The sequence below is a fragment of the Roseinatronobacter sp. S2 genome (genome assembly GCF_029581395.1).
Lineage (GTDB): Bacteria > Pseudomonadota > Alphaproteobacteria > Rhodobacterales > Rhodobacteraceae > Roseinatronobacter.
Map to the genome: position 1 here is coordinate 3,228,332 of NZ_CP121113.1, position 15,641 is coordinate 3,243,972.

Genomic DNA, 15,641 nt, shown 5'->3' on the forward strand with positions numbered 1-15,641 from the left:
GTCAGAGCTTCTCCAGCGTGCGGTCCAGCCAGCCAAGGAAGCCCGTGGCGGTGGCAGTGTCAGGTGCGGCATCGCACAGGCTGGCTAGATCGGGGGCCTGCAATGTGTCGCGCCCGCGCGGCGGCAGGTATTTGTTCACAGGGTTTGTGCCTTGCTCCGGCATCAGATCAAACCCGCCGCGTTCGTCGACCAAGCGCGACACATCGCTGTCAGGATCACCAAGATCGCCGAAATGACGCGCCCCTGCGGGGCAGGTGCGCACGCAGGCGGGTTCGCGGTCATCAGCAGGCAGGTTTTCATTATAGATACGGTCCACACACAGGGTGCATTTTTTCATGACCTTTGCCGCAGCATCCATTTCGCGCGCGCCGTAAGGGCAGGCCCATGCACACAGCCCGCACCCGATACAATCGGTTTCATTGACCAGCACAATCCCGTCCTCATGGCGCTTATAGCTGGCACCTGTGGGGCAGACGGTGACACAAGGTGCATCATCGCAATGCAGGCAGGATTTTGGGAAATGCACCACCATCGGCGGGGCCGCGTCGCGTGTCACCTCAAATGTATGAACGCGGTTCAGGAATGTGCCTTCGGGGTGTTCGCCATAGGCGTCCGTATCCGAAAGCGGCGCGCCATAGTTTTCGGTGTTCCAGCCCTTGCACGAAATCACACAGGCATGACAGCCCACGCAGGTGTCCAGATCAATGACAAGGCCCAGCTTGCGGCTGGTTTGCGCAGGAAGGCTGGTCATATGGTGCGGCCCTTTGGTGCCTGACCGGATGGCAAGGTTGCTTGAGTATTTTTGGCAAGATGAAGCCGCATGAAGATCATGTCTTCACCTGATGCGCTATATCCCGCGGCGCAGGCGGCACGGGCGAGGTTTGCGCCGGATGGGCGGGCGCGCTGACCGCCTGTCCTGCGGGGGCTTTTTCAATACGCACGCGCAGATCATACCATGCAGCCTGTCCGGTGACAGGGTCGGAATTGGCCCAGCGCAACCCGTCCCCTTTTGGGGGCAACAATTCATGAATCAGGTGGTTCAGCAGGCTGGATTTCGTGGCTTCCGGTGCGGCAGGGTCCAGCGCCCATGCACCGCGCCGTTTTGCAACAGCGTTCCATGTCCAGACCGTATGCGGGTTCAGCGCGTCCATACGCACCACAGGCAGGGTGATTTCCCCATGCGGAGAGGTCAGCGTGGCCCAGTCGCCCGGTTTGAACTGGTGCTGCGCCCAGATCTGGCCAGACACATAAAGCGGCGTGTCGCCGTGGATCTGGCGCAACCATGCATTCTGGCTGCCCCATGAATGATAATGCGCCATAGGGCGTTGCGTCAGGGCATGCAGGGGGTATTCGGCGGAATCGGTCGCAGCATCGGTGAAGGTCGGATACCACACAGGCAGCGGGTCCATTGTCTGGATCAGGCGCGCGCGCAGATGATCGGGCGGCTGGCGGTGGCCATACCCTTCGGCAGCCAATTGGAATTTGCGCAGCGGTTCGACATACAGGTTGAACACATAGGGCTGCGGGCTGTCATACAGCCCGTGCGACACTGCCCAGTCCTGGTAGGCGGCGTTCCACGGCTTGAAGAACTGCGCCTGTGCCGGAATATGGGACGACCAGAATCCGCCATTCTCGATGTAGCGCGCGATCTGGTCGGGGTTTGGACTGCCGCGCCCCTGTCCGGTGCCATCATCATTGCGCCAGCCCGCAAGTGGCCCCACACCGGGGCGGCGTTCGTGATTAGTGATATAATCGGCGTAATCCCTGAAGCGGGGCGTTCCATCGTCGTTGATCATGCCCGCAAGCCCCAGCCGCGCGCCAAGGTCCAGCAACACCGACTGGAACGGGCGCACATCGCGGTCAGGGGCAACCACAGGCCAGCGAATGGAATCGGCCAGCGCGTCGGCCTCGCATATGGGGCGGTCCAGCAGGCTGATGCAGTCATGGCGTTCCAGATAGGTGGTATCTGGCAAAACCAGATCGGCAAAGGCCACCATTTCGGAGCTATACGCATCGGAATAGATGATGCGCGGAATGCGGTAGCTGCCATCGGCGTTCTGGTCGGTCAGCATGTCCATGACCGCGCTGGTATTCATGGACGAATTCCATGCCATATTCGCCATATACAAAAACAGCGTATCAATTTCATAGGGATCGCCCGCATGCGCATTGCTGATGACCATATGCATCAGCCCATGCACTGAGAGCGGCGCGTCCCATGTGAACGCCTTGTCTATGCGTCTGGCGCTGCCATCGTCGTTGATCAGCAGATGTTCCGGTCCCAGCGGATAGCCCAGATGCGGGCCATCCAGCGGCTGGCCGGGGGTGTGGCGGGCATGCGGCCTTGGATGCGCTTCGGGCGGTTTGGGATAGGGCGGCTTGAAGCGGAACCCGCCCGGCGTTTCCACGCTGCCGATCAGGATTTGCAGCATATGCAGCGCGCGCGCCGTCTGGAACCCGTTGGAATGGGCGGACACGCCCCGCATGGCATGCATGGCCACCGGACGCCCCACCATTGTTTCATGCGGCTGGCCGCGAAAATCGGTCCATGGCTGGTGCAGGGTGATTTCTTCTTCAAACGCCACGCGCGCAATCTCGGCGGCAATGGCGCGGATGCGGGCGGCGGGAATGCCGCAGCGTTCGGCCACAGCATCTGGCGCATAATCGGGCGACAGATAGCGATCTGCCAAGTGGCGGAACACGGGCAGATGTTCCACCCCGCCCATGCTGACGCCTGCGGCCAGATCGGGCGCAATGCCGGGGGTATCCCATGCCAGCGCCTGTCCGGTTTTGCGGTCGCGCACCAAGGGCTTGCCATCGTCATCGCGCAGGAACATGCCCTTTTGCGCGCCCTCATGGGCATTTATCAGATAGGGCGCGTTGGTATAGCGGATCAGATAGCCAAGGTCGATCTTGCCCGCGCGCAGCAGTTCATGCACCAGCGACAGGATGAACAAGCCGTCCGTCCCCGGCGTGATGCCGACCCAGTCATCGGCAATGGCATTATAACCCGACCGGATGGGGTTCACCCCTATCACCCGTGCGCCGCGTGCCTTCAGCTTGCCAAGACCCATCTTGATGGGGTTGCTGTCATGATCTTCGGCGACACCAAACAGCAAAAACAGCTTGGTGCGGTCCCAGTCGGGTTGTCCGAATTCCCAAAACGACCCGCCCATCGTATAGATGCCCGCCGCCGCCATGTTAACCGAACAAAAGCCCCCATGCGCGGCCCAGTTCGGTGTCCCGAACGCCTGCGCCCACCAGCCTGTGAAGGATTGTGACTGGTCGCGGCCAGTAAAGAAGGCCAGCTTTTCAGGCGCCTTTTCGCGCAGGGGTTTCAGCCAGCTGGTCGCGATGGCAAACGCCTCATCCCATGAAATTTCCTGAAATTCACCTGATCCGCGCGGGCCAACACGTTTCAGCGGCGCGCGCAGCCGCGCAGGCGACAGGTGCTGCATGATGCCCGCGCTGCCCTTGGCGCACAGCACGCCACGATTGACCGGATGATCCCGGTTCCCCTCGATATAGGCGACCTTGCCTGCCTTCATATGCACATTGATGCCACAGCGACACGCACACATGTAGCAGGTGGTTTTGCGCACCTCATCCGAAGGCTTTGGCGATAGCATAATATCAGGCTGAACCGTCATTCCATCCCTCGACGTCTGTTCCGCAACCAACGCAAAACACGAAACGTTTTCACCTGCAAGGAAGCAGCACCAGAACCGATTTGTCCATAGCGCTGCCGCGGCAGAATTATTCTATGCAATCCGGCGGAAACAGGACAGGCCGGTTGAATTGTCGAAAAAGGGAACGGAAGCGGGCATGTCTTCGCCCATGATACGGGCATGCGCTTCTGCCAGAACCACCTCTGTTATGAAGGGCAGGTTCAGCTTGCGGGCCTGTGTAAATGGCACCCAGTGCAAATGGGCCAGTTCTTCGCAGGCTTCTGAAAAATCATCAGGGTCACCCACGATATTTTCAACATCGGCCAGAAAGAAGCGCGCATCAAAACGGCGTGTGCGCCCCGGCGGGGTAATGGCACGGAAGATGTAGCGCAGGCCGGATGCATCAGGCAAAAGGCCGTGATCGGCAAACCGCGTCCAGTCCGCAGGCGGGTTATGCCAGTGCCCCGCCCCGCCCAGCATCAGGCCGGTTTCTTCCCATAACTCGCGCACCGCAGCAGCGGCCAGCGCATTCGCGCCGGGGGCATCTTGCGACAACCGCGCCGCACAGTCACCGCCCAAGGGACATGCAAGCGGCACATCGGCATCTGTCACGTCCACAGCGCCGCCGGGAAACACGAATTTGTCGGGCATAAAGGCGGCACTTGCCCCGCGCTGGCCCATCAATACATGCGGGCCATCACGTTCGTTGCGCACCAGAAGCACTGTTGCGGCATGCCGGATGGCGGTTTTGTCAACGGTTTCGTTCATCCACTCCCCCAAATCCGTGCATACGGCGCGACCATTGGATGGCCACAATCATGCCCTTGAACCGGGGAAGAAGAAATAGCGAAAGCAGGATCAGCAAAAGCGAAAACACCGAAAACAACAACACGGGGTTCGGGTCCCAGCGGAACATCACCGCAACCATTGCCGGGGTCACAAGCTTCAATGTGACAAGCATGGTCAAATAAGCGGGGCCATCATCGGCGCGTTGATGCGACAAATCCTCGCCGCAGGCGGGGCAGGTGTCACGCACTTTCAAAAACCCGCGCAGCAACGGGGCGGCCCCGCATGCGGGGCATTTGCAGCGCAGGCCGCGCATCACTGCCGGGCCCAGGGGCCTGTCGTCTACTTCAACTGTGTGCGTCGCGTGCATGTTCTGGCCTTTCGCATTTTCCCCCTCCACATAGGGGATCATCGGATAAATTGCATCAGGGATTAAGGTTTTGCGTCACCATGTCGCAACAAAATGCACCGCCCCGCGACGGAACTGTCGCCGCGCCGCGTTTTCAGGACGTCAAGCGGCAAAAACCGCCGCATGCGAACCGAAAGGACTGCACTATGAAAACACCCCTTATGTTGATAATCGGCATCTCTGCATTCGCGCTTGGCACCGTGTCTGCCGACGCGCGCAGCACCGAACGCCCGGCGATGCCCGGCTTTAAACAACTGGATCGCGACCAAAGCGGCACCATCACGCTGGAAGATTTCCAGACCCATTTGCAGACCATGCGCAGCGGACGGCACGACCAGATTGTTGAAAAACTGATGGAACAGGCCAACGAGAACGGTCTGCTGGATGAAGATGCACTGCGCGCAGGTCTGGATGCACTGGCCGAAGACCGCCGCGCCGCCATGTCCGGCCATCGCAGGTCACAAGGCGCAGGCCCGCGCGGCGAGCGCGCAGAATTCGGGCAGCGCATGTTCGAGCGGATTGACGCCAATGACGACGGTGTCATCGATGCGCAGAAATACGAGGCCTTCACCGACCGGATGCAGACGCGTATGACACGGCATGAAGACCGCAGGCCGGGTGGTGGCCGCTGGGGCAGAGGGCCGAAGGATCGCGCGCAGGATTGATCGCGACCCGTCTTTGTGACAGCGGGGGCGGAACACGGCCGGACAGGGAAACGCATGGTGCCACGCGATATGGATGCGGCCAATCAAGACGCCGATCTGCTTGCGCAATTTGCGCAAGGCGACCGGCTGGCCGCGCAAACCCTGACCGACCGTCTGGCCCCGCGTATCCTGCGTTTTGCCGCCCGCATGCTGGGCGACCGGACAGAGGCCGAGGACGTCACACAAGACACCATGCTGCGCCTGTGGCGGATAGCACCCGAGTGGCAGGATACGGGTATTCCCCCTGCCGCATGGCTGTTCCGGATTGCGGCAAATTTATGCACGGACCGGTTGCGCCGCCGCCGGTCCGGGCCTGCGGAAATGCCGGACCTGCCGAATGATACGCCGGGCGTGGACGCACAGATGATGCAAAGCAAACGGGCCGCAGCCCTGCAAAGCGCGCTTGCGGCCCTGCCAGAGCGGCAAAGACAGGCGGTCATTCTGCGCCATCTTGAAGGGCTGTCAAACCCGGACATCGGGGCCATAATGATGATAGGTGTCGAAGCTGTCGAAAGCCTGACCGCACGCGGCAAACGCAACCTGACCGCGCTTTTGTCAGGGCAAAAAGAAATCCTGGGGTATGAAGATGACCACTGACAAGCACCAAAACACCGGCATCGAACCGCTGGACGTGTTCTTTGATGCCGCCCGCGCACAAGCCCCTGATCTTTCGCCGGATTTGCGCGCGCGCATACTGGCAGATGCCGACAGCGCGATGTCAGTCGCCAGCGCGGCCCGTCCCGCAAAACCCGACCCTTCGCCAGCGCGTTGGTATGTGGCTGAGCGGTTGGGCGGCGCCCTCGCTTGCGGGTGGGCTGACCGCTGCGGCTGCGGGGTTCTGGTTCGGGGTGGTTGCCCCCATGCCCGTGGCGGCACTGGATGCGCCGCTGTGGTTGCAAGACGCGCTGGGTTATTTCGACGCGATCAGCACCCCGATTGTCGGGCTGGATGATCCGCTATTATGGGGGTTTTGACACATGGCACAGTCCGATCAAACACAGTCTGGCCAAACACAGTCTGGCCCAAAACCGCGAATGCCGCGTTGGGGCAAGATCGTTCTGACACTGTCGCTGGTTGTGAACTTCGCCTTCGCGGGTTTGATCGGCGGCGTGGCCGCGCGGGCAGGCTTGGACGGGACGCCCCTGCGCGCCGCCATTTCCGCCCTGCCCTTCGATGACCAGCGCGACCTGCGCCGCGACAGCAGGCAGGCCCTGCGCGAAAGCAGGCAACACCCGCGCAGCCCGCTGGCGACACATCAGATGATTGAAAGCCTGCAAGCGGACGAATTTGATGCAGACCAGTTCATCGCCGCCCTGAACGAGGCGCAGCAACATCTGATCAATATCAGTAACCTGATGCAAAGCCGCCTTGTTGCACGCGTGTCAGAAATGACACCTGACGAAAGGCACGCCTATGCCGCAGAATTGCAGCAGCGTCTGCAAGACAGGCGCAGGCCGGAATGGTGGCGCGGGCGATCGCGTGATTGAACGCCCGCAGTAGGGTTCACATTCACTGGCCGCCGCGCCCCCGCCATGCGCATTCACATGTTTGAAGCGATCATCCCTGTTGTCACCTTCGCGCAGCATTCGCTGCGCAGGGGACCACCGCCACATTGGCCAGACACGCCCGCGACAGTTCCCGCCGCTTCAGGCCGCAGCAATATGTCCTGTCACCACACGGTTGCGCCCCCCCGCTTTTGCAGCACGCAGCGCATCATCTGCCTTGCCGACAATGGTTTTCGCAAAATCCGACGTGCCGCCGTGAAATGCCGCATGTTGCACCGCCACGCCGATCGACACGGACAACTGCAACGCCACATCGCTGCCCACAACCGCATAGGGGCGGGTATGAACCGTGTTGCAAATCCGCAGGGCCACACGCCGCGCGGCGCTTAAATCTGCACCGGGCATCACAACGACAAATTCCTCGCCGCCATAGCGGGCCAGAATATCTGTATTGCGCAGGGCTGAACGCATACGGCGCGCCACTTCTGTCAGGACATCATCACCGGCATTATGCCCAAAGCGGTCGTTCACCGCCTTGAAATGGTCCAGATCAATAACCAGAACCGCGCAATGTGACAACGCACCAGATTGCAGGTTTGCCGCAATATTCGCCATCTGGACACCAAGATAGCGCCGGTTGAACAACCCCGTCAGGGGGTCACGAACGGCCTGATCCAGTTGCGTTTCAAATTCCCGCTGCATCGCATCACGTTGCCGTTTCTGGTGCAGTATCTTGGCCAGACGCAACTGCGCCTCTTCTACGTCAAGGGGCAGATACAGCACCTCCCTCGCGCCCAGATCAAGGGCCATCGCGCCCAGCAACTCTTGTTTGTGGGGCAGCATGATGCACAATTCCGCCTGCCGCGTCCGGTTGCGCGACAGCAAATCAGGGATGATCTGCAAACCGCGCTGGGTAATGACGTCGGGGGTGACAAGGAAAAGGTCCGGAATGGCCGCATCCGCATCCAGCCGAAGGGCGTGTTGCAGGCTAAGGCATGTGCAACTCATATCCGGCATGACCGCGCGCAAATCGGCGCACATCCCGCAAGGTGTCGCGCCACAATTACAGATGATAATCATTCTGGATTGCGGGACAAACCGCGTCGCGCCCTCTGCCATGGCGGGGGCGGGCGGCAAGGCTGTCGACAGGCGGCCTTGGGCGTGTCGGTCACGCGCGCGCAACAAACTGCGGATACGCCCCATCAAATAGGATTCGTCCAGCGGTTTGGACAAAAAATCATCCGCACCCGTTTTCAACGCCCGAAGGCGCTGTTCGCGGTCCGCGGTGGCGGAAAACAGCAAAATCGGAATTTGGCGCGTGGCAGGATTGGCGCGCAGTATCCGGCACACTTCGACGCCATCAATATCGGGCAGGCGACAATCCAGCAAAATCAGATCAGGAAGTTCATCCTGCGCCAGCGATATCGCCTGTTCCCCGCAGCTGGCCATCAGGCAATCATAGCACGCGGCCTGCAACTTGGCGCGCAGGATGGTCCGGTTAATTGAAAGATCATCGACAATAAGTATGCGTCCTGACATAGATGACACCTTGTATATGGTTAATCCCACGCTACGCCGCATTCGTTAACAAACCCTTTAAGCCCGCGACCCCGCACTGCCACAGGATTGCCCGCATGAACCAAAGCGCCGCAGAAAACATTGCCCTCACGTCCTTCGCCTGGCTTTGCGCCGAGGAAGATTTGCTGCCGGTTTTCCTGAATGCCAGCGGCGCGTCCGTTGATGACCTGCGCGCCGCCCTGTCATCTGCCGAGGGGCCGGATGCAGGGCTTTTGGCGGCAGGTCTGGATTTCATTTTGATGCGCGATGAAACGGTGATTGCCTGCTGCGCGGCGCAAAACCTGCAAAATGACCGGCTGGCACAGGCGCAGGCGGTTCTTGCGGGCACTGCGGGAATGCACTGGACATGACGCGCGAATAAGCCTTATTCGCCGACTTGCACTTGACTTCCGCCCCGCCAGATTGTGTATCGCGCGACAAGCCTGCACCGATGTAACCAAGGGAACAGCCCATGCACGCCTATCGCAGCCATACCTGCGCAGACCTGACCGCCGCCCATGTGGGTGAAACCGTGCGCCTGTCCGGCTGGGTGCATCGCATCCGCGACCATGGCGGGGTTTTGTTTATCGACCTGCGCGACCATTTCGGCATCACACAGGTTCTGGCCGACAGTGACAGCCCCGCATTTGCCGATATCGAAAAGCTGCGCGCGGAATTCTGTGTCCGCATCGAAGGCACGGTCAAGGCGCGCGATGCATCGCTGGTCAACACCAAGCTGAAAACCGGCGAGATTGAAGTCTATGCCCGCAAGATGGACATTCTGGGGGCCGCTGACGACCTGCCGCTGCCTGTGTTCGGCGAACCGGACTACCCCGAAGAAACGCGCCTGTCCTACCGGTTTCTGGACCTGCGCCGCGACACCCTGCATGCCAATATGATGCTGCGCTCCAACGTGGTGCGGTCCATGCGGCAGCGCATGTGGAACACGGGCTTTACCGAATTCCAGACGCCCATCATCACGGCATCAAGCCCAGAAGGGGCGCGCGATTTTCTGGTGCCGTCGCGCCTGCATCCCGGCAAGTTTTATGCGCTGCCCCAAGCGCCGCAGCAGTTCAAGCAGCTGATCATGGTGTCGGGGTTCGACAAATACTTCCAGATCGCGCCCTGTTTCCGCGATGAAGACCCGCGCGCCGACCGCTCGCCGACCGATTTCTACCAGCTTGACGTAGAAATGAGCTTTATTGAGCAGGACGACGTGTTTTCCACCGTAGGCCCCGTGCTGCAAGGCGTGTTCGAGGAATTTGCGGGCGGCAAAAAGGTTGACCCTGCTGCGGACTGGCCGCGCATTCCCTATGCCGAATCGCTGTTGAAATACGGCACCGACAAGCCCGATTTGCGCAACCCGATTGAAATGCAGGTGGTATCTGACCATTTCCGCGACTCCGGTTTTGCGATTTTTGCGAAACTTCTGGAAAATGACGGGACGGAAATTCGCGCCATTCCCGCGCCCACCGGCGGGTCGCGCAAGTTCTGCGACCGGATGAACGCTTTCGCGCAGGCGCAAGGGTTGCCGGGGATGGGGTATATTTTCTGGCGGAAGCGCGGCAGGAACCGCTTGGAGGAAATAAAGCAATCAGGTGATCGAAACACGAATGCGCTGTTTTGGCTGTCCGTCGATGTCGATGAGGAAGGAAAATACCGCGAATTCAGTGAGGTGTTCGATAAGTTTTTTGCTGATGAGTTACCTGATGGACACGCTGATTTAGTTAAAAACGTAATTGCATCATGCTGGCAGAGCGGCGACCGAGAAAGAGCCGAACTTTTTCTTGACACATTTTTTGGCGAACATGAAGGCGTCGGCCCTCTGGCCAAGAATATCGGCCCTGAGAGGACCGAGGCTATCCGGAGACAGCTCGGCCTCGGCATAGGCGACGCCGCTTTCTTCCTTGGCGGCAAACCCGCCCAGTTCGAAGGCGTGGCCGCGAAAGCGCGTGACGAGATTGGCCGCGAATTGAAGCTGGTGGATGAAAACCGCTTTGCTTTCGCGTGGATCGTCGATTTCCCGATGTATGAAGCGGATGCCGAGTCCGGCAAGATTGATTTCAGCCATAACCCGTTTTCCATGCCGCAGGGCGGAATGGACGCGCTGGACGGTGATCCGCTACAGGTTCTGGGCTATCAATATGATCTGGCCTGCAACGGTTATGAATTGCTGTCGGGTGCTATCCGCAACCACAAGCCGGAAATCATGTATCGCGCCTTTGAAATTGCGGGCTATCCGAATTCCGAAGTGGACAAACGCTTCGGCGGTATGGTCAAGGCGTTCAAATATGGCGCGCCCCCCCATGGTGGCTGCGCGGCGGGCATTGACCGGATTGTCATGCTGCTGGCGAATGAACAGAATATCCGGCAGGTCATCATGTTCCCGATGAACCAGCGCGCCGAAGACCTGTTGCTGCACGCACCATCAGACCCGACCAATGAACAGTTGCGCGATCTGGGGCTGCGACTGGCACCAAAATCCTGATTGCAGGCGGGGTGTGCGATCCATCATCGCGCACCCTGTTTCATTCCGACACGCCGCATTTCGCCACACCCTGCCGGACCCGCGCCAGCGGCATAATGGCGCATGACCCCGTCAGATCAGCGGCAGCCCCCGCAACCGGTTGCGCAGCATCAAGGCCAGATCCGTGACGCGCCCTGTTTCGCGCGCCAGCATCACTGCGGACACTATCGCGGCATCACCCAGACTGTGGCCCAACGCTTCGATGAACTGCAACGCATACGCCCGCTGCGCATCGCCCCCCGCCCCCTGTAGCAAATCGCACGCCATATAGACATCATCACGCAGCGCTGCCGGATCGTGGTCTTTCGGCGGACATACTCTGCCCTGTTGGCGCAAGTTAAAGAAAACCGGCGCAAGAAGGCCCCTGAACTGCGCCACGCTGGCAATGGGTTTCGGCAAGAAATGGTCAGCGCCTGCATTCAGCGCCGCATCGTCAAGGTCCGGCTGGCCGGATGTTGCGACAATAAGCCCCACACGCGGCCTGCGCCGGTCCAGCATGGCAATCAAATCCAGCCCCGACCCGTCCGGCAGCCCTATGTCAACGATCACCGCATCGGGAGTATACAGGTCCAGATGGCGGCGCGCGGCCCTGACACTGTCGACACGCCGCAACCGTGCGCCCGCGCCGCGAAACATCAGGCGCACAGCGTCACTGGCCACATGGCTGTCTTCAACCAGAAGCAACGTTCCCCCTTGCGCATGGTGTCGCGGCGGCATCGGCATGACACCCGGATCACGGTGCCTGCTCAGTGCTGTGCCATAGGTGTTCATCACATCCTCCATCTGCTGTAGACAGGGTCAGTTCACCGCAATTTGTCTAATATGCCGTTAAAGTCCCGTCACACCCGCCTGCGCCACCTATTGCATCATCTGCAAAACCCCAGCATAAGCTTGCGCAACATTGTTTCGCAGGGGAAATGCCATGATCGGACGCTTGAACCATGTCGCCATCGCCGTGCCGGATCTGGAAGCGGCCGCCGCGCAATACCGCACAACGCTGGGGGCCGATGTCGGCGCGCCGCAGGATGAACCCGATCACGGTGTGACGGTGGTGTTTATCACCTTGCCCAATACCAAGATTGAACTACTTTACCCGCTAGGTGACAACAGCCCGATTCAGGGATTTCTTGACAAGAACCCCGCAGGCGGTATCCACCATATCTGTTACGAGGTCGAAGATATTCTGGCAGCACGCGACAAACTAAAAGCCGAAGGCGCGCGCGTTCTGGGCACGGGAGAGCCGAAGACCGGCGCGCATGGCAAGCCTGTCCTGTTCCTGCACCCAAAGGATTTCAACGGCTGTCTGGTTGAACTGGAGCAAATCTGATGTCGATCATGTCTGCCATCGCACTTTATGGGGTTATCTGGTTCATGACCATGTTTCTGGTCCTGCCCTTTCGCATGCAAACCCAGGGCGAAGCAGGCGAGGTGGTGCCGGGCACGCCATCTTCCGCACCATCCGACGCCCAGATGATGCGCAAGGTCAAGATTGTGACCGTCATTGCAACGACAGCATTCGTGGTGATCGCTGGAATAATCCTGTCAGGTGTCATCACCTATGACATGATCGAGCAGATCACGCGCAGATCGTAACGGCCGGATCACGGCGCGCGTGCCGTGATCCAAAAGCCGCGCGGGTGATCAGTCGATAAACTGTGTCAGGGCCGCGACATCAGGGCGCGGGCGTTCCGGCGGGGCGGAGGACGCTGTTCCAAGGTGAATGAACCCCGCAATCCATTCATCCGGCTGTAGCCCCAGGGCGGGCGTAATGAATGCGGGGTCATGTGCCACCCAGCCGGTCAGCCAGTTCGCACCGAACCCGCTGGCCAACGCGGCATTCACCAGCCCCAGACACACAGCGCCTGCGGTCAGCGTCTGCTCGATCTGCGGCACCTTGTCCGAAGGCTTAGGGCTGGCCACAACCGCAACGACCATATGAGCCTGCGCAAACGTGGCGCTTGCCTTGGCAATCTTGTCATCATCGATCCCTTGCGCCTTGCCATACTCCGCAATCATCTGCGCAATGCGCGCGCATCCTGCCTGTTGCAGCACGATAAAACGCCACGGTTCCAGTTTGCCATGATCGGGCACCCGTGATGCCGCTGTCAGCATGGCCATCAGCGTATGATCGTCGGGCACTGGCAACCCCAGCAGCTTGGCCGGTCTGGAACGCCGCGTTTGAAAGAATGCCATAACGGCCGGGTCAGTATTCATTGTGTCACCTTTATCTTGCCGCACATAACATAAGCATTCCGAACCCGACGGAAAGCACCAGATCACATGTTGCGCCCCCCTGATGCGCCCGATCATGCATTTGGTGCAGAACTCCCTTTCAATAGGGCACGTTTTCCAGCAGAACCTGAGGCGACGTGTGCGTCTAATTCGGAGATTTTCTATGAGCACTACAGCGGACACCCCCAATGTGCTGGTGACGGGCGGGGCGGGGTATATCGGATCGCATGCCTGCAAGTTACTGTCGCAGGCAGGATATACACCCATCGCATTGGACAATCTGTCCACTGGTTGGGCGCGCGCCGTTAAATTCGGCCCGTTTGTGCAGGCCGACATTCTGGACCGCGCAGCACTGGATGCAGCGTTCGCGCAATACGAACCTGTCGCCGTGATGCATTTTGCAGCCCTTAGTCAGGTGGGCGAGGCATCGCGCGATCCCGGGCTTTACTGGCGCAACAATGTCGGCGGATCGCTGACTCTGGTCGAGGCGATGCTGGCCGCCGGATGCCGCAACATGGTGTTTTCATCGACCTGCGCAACATATGGCGATCAGGACGGTGTCGTTCTGGATGAGCTGACGCCACAACTGCCCCTGAACGCCTATGGCGCATCAAAACGCGCGGTCGAGGATATCTTGCGCAATTTTGGCGCCAGTCATGGGCTGAATGCGGTGATATTCCGGTATTTCAACGTCGCAGGTGCCGACCCCGATGCGCAGATCGGCGAATGGCACCAACCCGAAACCCATCTGATTCCCGTCATGATCGAAGCTGCGGCAGGCGCGCGCGATGCGCTGGTCATCAATGGCGACGACTACCCCACACATGACGGCACCTGTATCAGGGATTATGTGCATGTGATGGATCTGGTGCAGGCGCATGTTCTGGGGCTGGAATGGCTGCGCGATGGCAAGGGATCGCGGGTGTTCAACCTTGGCACGGGCGTCGGGTTTTCCGTGGCCGAGGTCATTCGCCAATGCCGCGCGGGCACCGGCAACAAGGTTCCGCACAGCTTTGGCCCCCGCCGCGAAGGGGACGCAGCCGCCCTTGTGTCTGGCAGCCGCCGCGCGATTGAGGAGTTGGGCTGGGTTCCACAGCGATCATCGCTGAAACAGATGATCGAGGACGCGTGGCGATGGTATCAGACAGGCGGTTATTCAGGCTAGATACAGGCGGTGTGGCACGGCATCACGCCCTGTCCTGAATGGAACCCCGCGTCAGTTTGCGTTGTCGCATGGCCGCTTTGCATTCCGCGACCATGAAATCGGCAAACAGGCGAATTTTCGGGTCTTGCTGGCGCCGGTGCGGATAGACGCACACAAAGATCGCGGGTTCTGGCGGGGCATCGGGTAGAACTTCAATCAACCGCCCCGCACGCAAATATTCCGCCAGTTCATGACGCGGGCGGTTGACAATACCTGCCCCGTCCAGCGCCCAATCCACCAGAACGCCTGCATCATCACAGTCCAGCTGCCCCTGCAAATCCAGCCGCAATGGCCCGTCTTGTGTTTGCAATGTCCAGAAATATTCAGGTGATCGCGGATAACGCAGCAACAGGCAATCATGGCCGCGCAAATCTTCCGGCACCTCGGGCGTGCCGCGCGCTGCCAGATAAACCGGACTTGCCGCAAGGATGCGCGGGGCGTCCATGATCTTGCGCTGCTTCATGCTTGAATCCGGCAAGACCCCCAGAACAAACGCCATATCTATCTGATCTTCGACAATATCAACGCGCCGGTCGGACAGGCGCAAGTTCAGGCTGATTTCGGGATAGTCACGCGCAAAACGCCGTGCCAGCGGGGCAATCAACGCCCGCCCTATTCCCAAGGGTGCTGTCACGCGAATGGTCCCGCGCGGCTGGCCTGATATGCCCGCAATCGCGGCTTCTGCATCTTCCAGCGCGGTGATGACCTTGCGCGCATGATCATAGAAATCACGGCCGATTTCCGTGGGCATCAGTTTGCGGGTCGTGCGGTTGAACAGCCGCACCCCAAGCCGCGCTTCCAGTTCCTTGATCCGTTTGCTGGCAACCGCAGGGGTCAGTCGCAAATCGCGCCCGCCAGATGTGATGGACCCCAGTTCACTGACCCGCACGAACACGCGCAACGCTTCCAGATAAGACATTTGCGCCCCCATTTGCCTTGATTTGCAGCACAGTTGCCAACAAAATGTTGAAACAGTCTAACCTTTTCCCCTGTTTCGTTGAAAGTGGGAATAAGCGAATATCTAAACATGATGAATTCCCCAAAGGACA

The 15,641-nt window shown here is 59.8% G+C and carries 17 protein-coding genes; 9 read left to right on the top strand and 8 right to left on the bottom strand.

Going from position 1 to position 15,641, the window contains the following annotated elements:
* Window position 1: 1 nt before the first annotated feature.
* The 4 genes from P8S53_RS15565 to P8S53_RS15580 form a co-directional block, all read right to left on the bottom strand.
* Window positions 2–751 carry a 4Fe-4S dicluster domain-containing protein gene (locus P8S53_RS15565; protein WP_277804891.1) on the bottom strand — a complete coding sequence of 250 codons (750 nt, stop codon included), beginning with the start codon at window positions 749–751 and terminating at the stop codon, window positions 2–4.
* A 76-nt stretch (window positions 752–827) separates the two neighbouring features.
* Window positions 828–3,650, bottom strand: a complete 2,823-nt coding sequence (locus tag P8S53_RS15570; RefSeq protein WP_277804892.1) for a molybdopterin-dependent oxidoreductase — start codon at window positions 3,648–3,650, stop codon at window positions 828–830.
* Window positions 3,651–3,761: 111 nt separating this feature from the next.
* Window positions 3,762–4,436: an NUDIX hydrolase gene (locus P8S53_RS15575; protein WP_277804893.1), complete on the bottom strand. Its 675-nt coding sequence runs from the start codon at window positions 4,434–4,436 to the stop codon at window positions 3,762–3,764.
* Entirely contained in the window at window positions 4,420–4,770 is a 351-nt protein-coding gene (locus tag P8S53_RS15580) for a DUF983 domain-containing protein (protein ID WP_277804894.1), read from the bottom strand. Before P8S53_RS15580 ends, P8S53_RS15575 begins: the two co-directional genes overlap by 17 nt.
* Window positions 4,771–5,009: 239 nt before the next feature.
* On the opposite strand from P8S53_RS15580, the gene P8S53_RS15585 reads away from it, so the two are divergent.
* The 4 genes from P8S53_RS15585 (at window position 5,010) to P8S53_RS15600 (ending at window position 7,054) form a co-directional block, all read left to right on the top strand.
* Entirely contained in the window at window positions 5,010–5,528 is a 519-nt protein-coding gene (locus tag P8S53_RS15585) for a hypothetical protein (RefSeq protein WP_277804895.1), read from the top strand.
* A 54-nt stretch (window positions 5,529–5,582) separates the two neighbouring features.
* Window positions 5,583–6,164, top strand: a complete 582-nt coding sequence (locus tag P8S53_RS15590) for an RNA polymerase sigma factor (protein ID WP_277804896.1) — start codon at window positions 5,583–5,585, stop codon at window positions 6,162–6,164.
* Between the two features lie 176 nt (window positions 6,165–6,340).
* Window positions 6,341–6,541: a hypothetical protein gene (locus tag P8S53_RS15595; RefSeq protein ID WP_277804897.1), complete on the top strand. Its 201-nt coding sequence runs from the start codon at window positions 6,341–6,343 to the stop codon at window positions 6,539–6,541.
* Between the two features lie 60 nt (window positions 6,542–6,601).
* Entirely contained in the window at window positions 6,602–7,054 is a 453-nt protein-coding gene (locus P8S53_RS15600; RefSeq protein ID WP_277804898.1) for a periplasmic heavy metal sensor, read from the top strand.
* A 159-nt stretch (window positions 7,055–7,213) separates the two neighbouring features.
* Here P8S53_RS15600 and P8S53_RS15605 read toward each other — a convergent pair whose 3' ends face one another.
* Entirely contained in the window at window positions 7,214–8,611 is a 1,398-nt protein-coding gene (locus tag P8S53_RS15605) for a diguanylate cyclase (RefSeq protein WP_277804899.1), read from the bottom strand.
* A gap of 95 nt (window positions 8,612–8,706) precedes the next feature.
* On the opposite strand from P8S53_RS15605, the gene P8S53_RS15610 reads away from it, so the two are divergent.
* Window positions 8,707–9,000 (top strand): DUF3572 family protein, encoded by a 294-nt coding sequence (locus P8S53_RS15610; RefSeq protein WP_277804900.1) that lies wholly within the window; start codon window positions 8,707–8,709, stop codon window positions 8,998–9,000.
* 101 nt (window positions 9,001–9,101) lie between these two features.
* Window positions 9,102–11,117, top strand: a complete 2,016-nt coding sequence (aspS, locus tag P8S53_RS15615) for an aspartate--tRNA ligase (protein ID WP_277804901.1) — start codon at window positions 9,102–9,104, stop codon at window positions 11,115–11,117.
* A 111-nt stretch (window positions 11,118–11,228) separates the two neighbouring features.
* Here the strand turns inward: aspS and P8S53_RS15620 are convergent, their stop codons facing one another.
* A complete protein-coding gene (locus P8S53_RS15620; protein ID WP_277804902.1) occupies window positions 11,229–11,927 on the bottom strand; it encodes a response regulator in 699 nt (232 codons plus the stop codon).
* A 151-nt stretch (window positions 11,928–12,078) separates the two neighbouring features.
* On the opposite strand from P8S53_RS15620, the gene mce reads away from it, so the two are divergent.
* Window positions 12,079–12,483 (top strand): methylmalonyl-CoA epimerase, encoded by a 405-nt coding sequence (gene mce / locus P8S53_RS15625; RefSeq protein ID WP_277804903.1) that lies wholly within the window; start codon window positions 12,079–12,081, stop codon window positions 12,481–12,483.
* Entirely contained in the window at window positions 12,483–12,749 is a 267-nt protein-coding gene (locus tag P8S53_RS15630) for a DUF1467 family protein (RefSeq protein ID WP_277804904.1), read from the top strand. Before mce ends, P8S53_RS15630 begins: the two co-directional genes overlap by 1 nt.
* 48 nt (window positions 12,750–12,797) lie before the next feature.
* On the opposite strand, the gene P8S53_RS15635 is transcribed toward P8S53_RS15630, so the two are convergent.
* The gene (locus P8S53_RS15635; RefSeq protein ID WP_277804905.1) at window positions 12,798–13,370 is read right to left on the bottom strand and encodes a nitroreductase; all 573 of its coding nucleotides are present in this window, start codon (window positions 13,368–13,370) and stop codon (window positions 12,798–12,800) included.
* Window positions 13,371–13,551: 181 nt separating this feature from the next.
* On the opposite strand from P8S53_RS15635, the gene galE reads away from it, so the two are divergent.
* Window positions 13,552–14,553, top strand: coding sequence for a UDP-glucose 4-epimerase GalE (gene galE, locus P8S53_RS15640; RefSeq protein WP_277804906.1), 1,002 nt, complete (start codon window positions 13,552–13,554; stop codon window positions 14,551–14,553).
* A 22-nt stretch (window positions 14,554–14,575) separates the two neighbouring features.
* On the opposite strand, the gene P8S53_RS15645 is transcribed toward galE, so the two are convergent.
* Window positions 14,576–15,511, bottom strand: a complete 936-nt coding sequence (locus tag P8S53_RS15645; RefSeq protein WP_277804907.1) for a LysR family transcriptional regulator — start codon at window positions 15,509–15,511, stop codon at window positions 14,576–14,578.
* Window positions 15,512–15,641 lie beyond the last annotated feature (130 nt).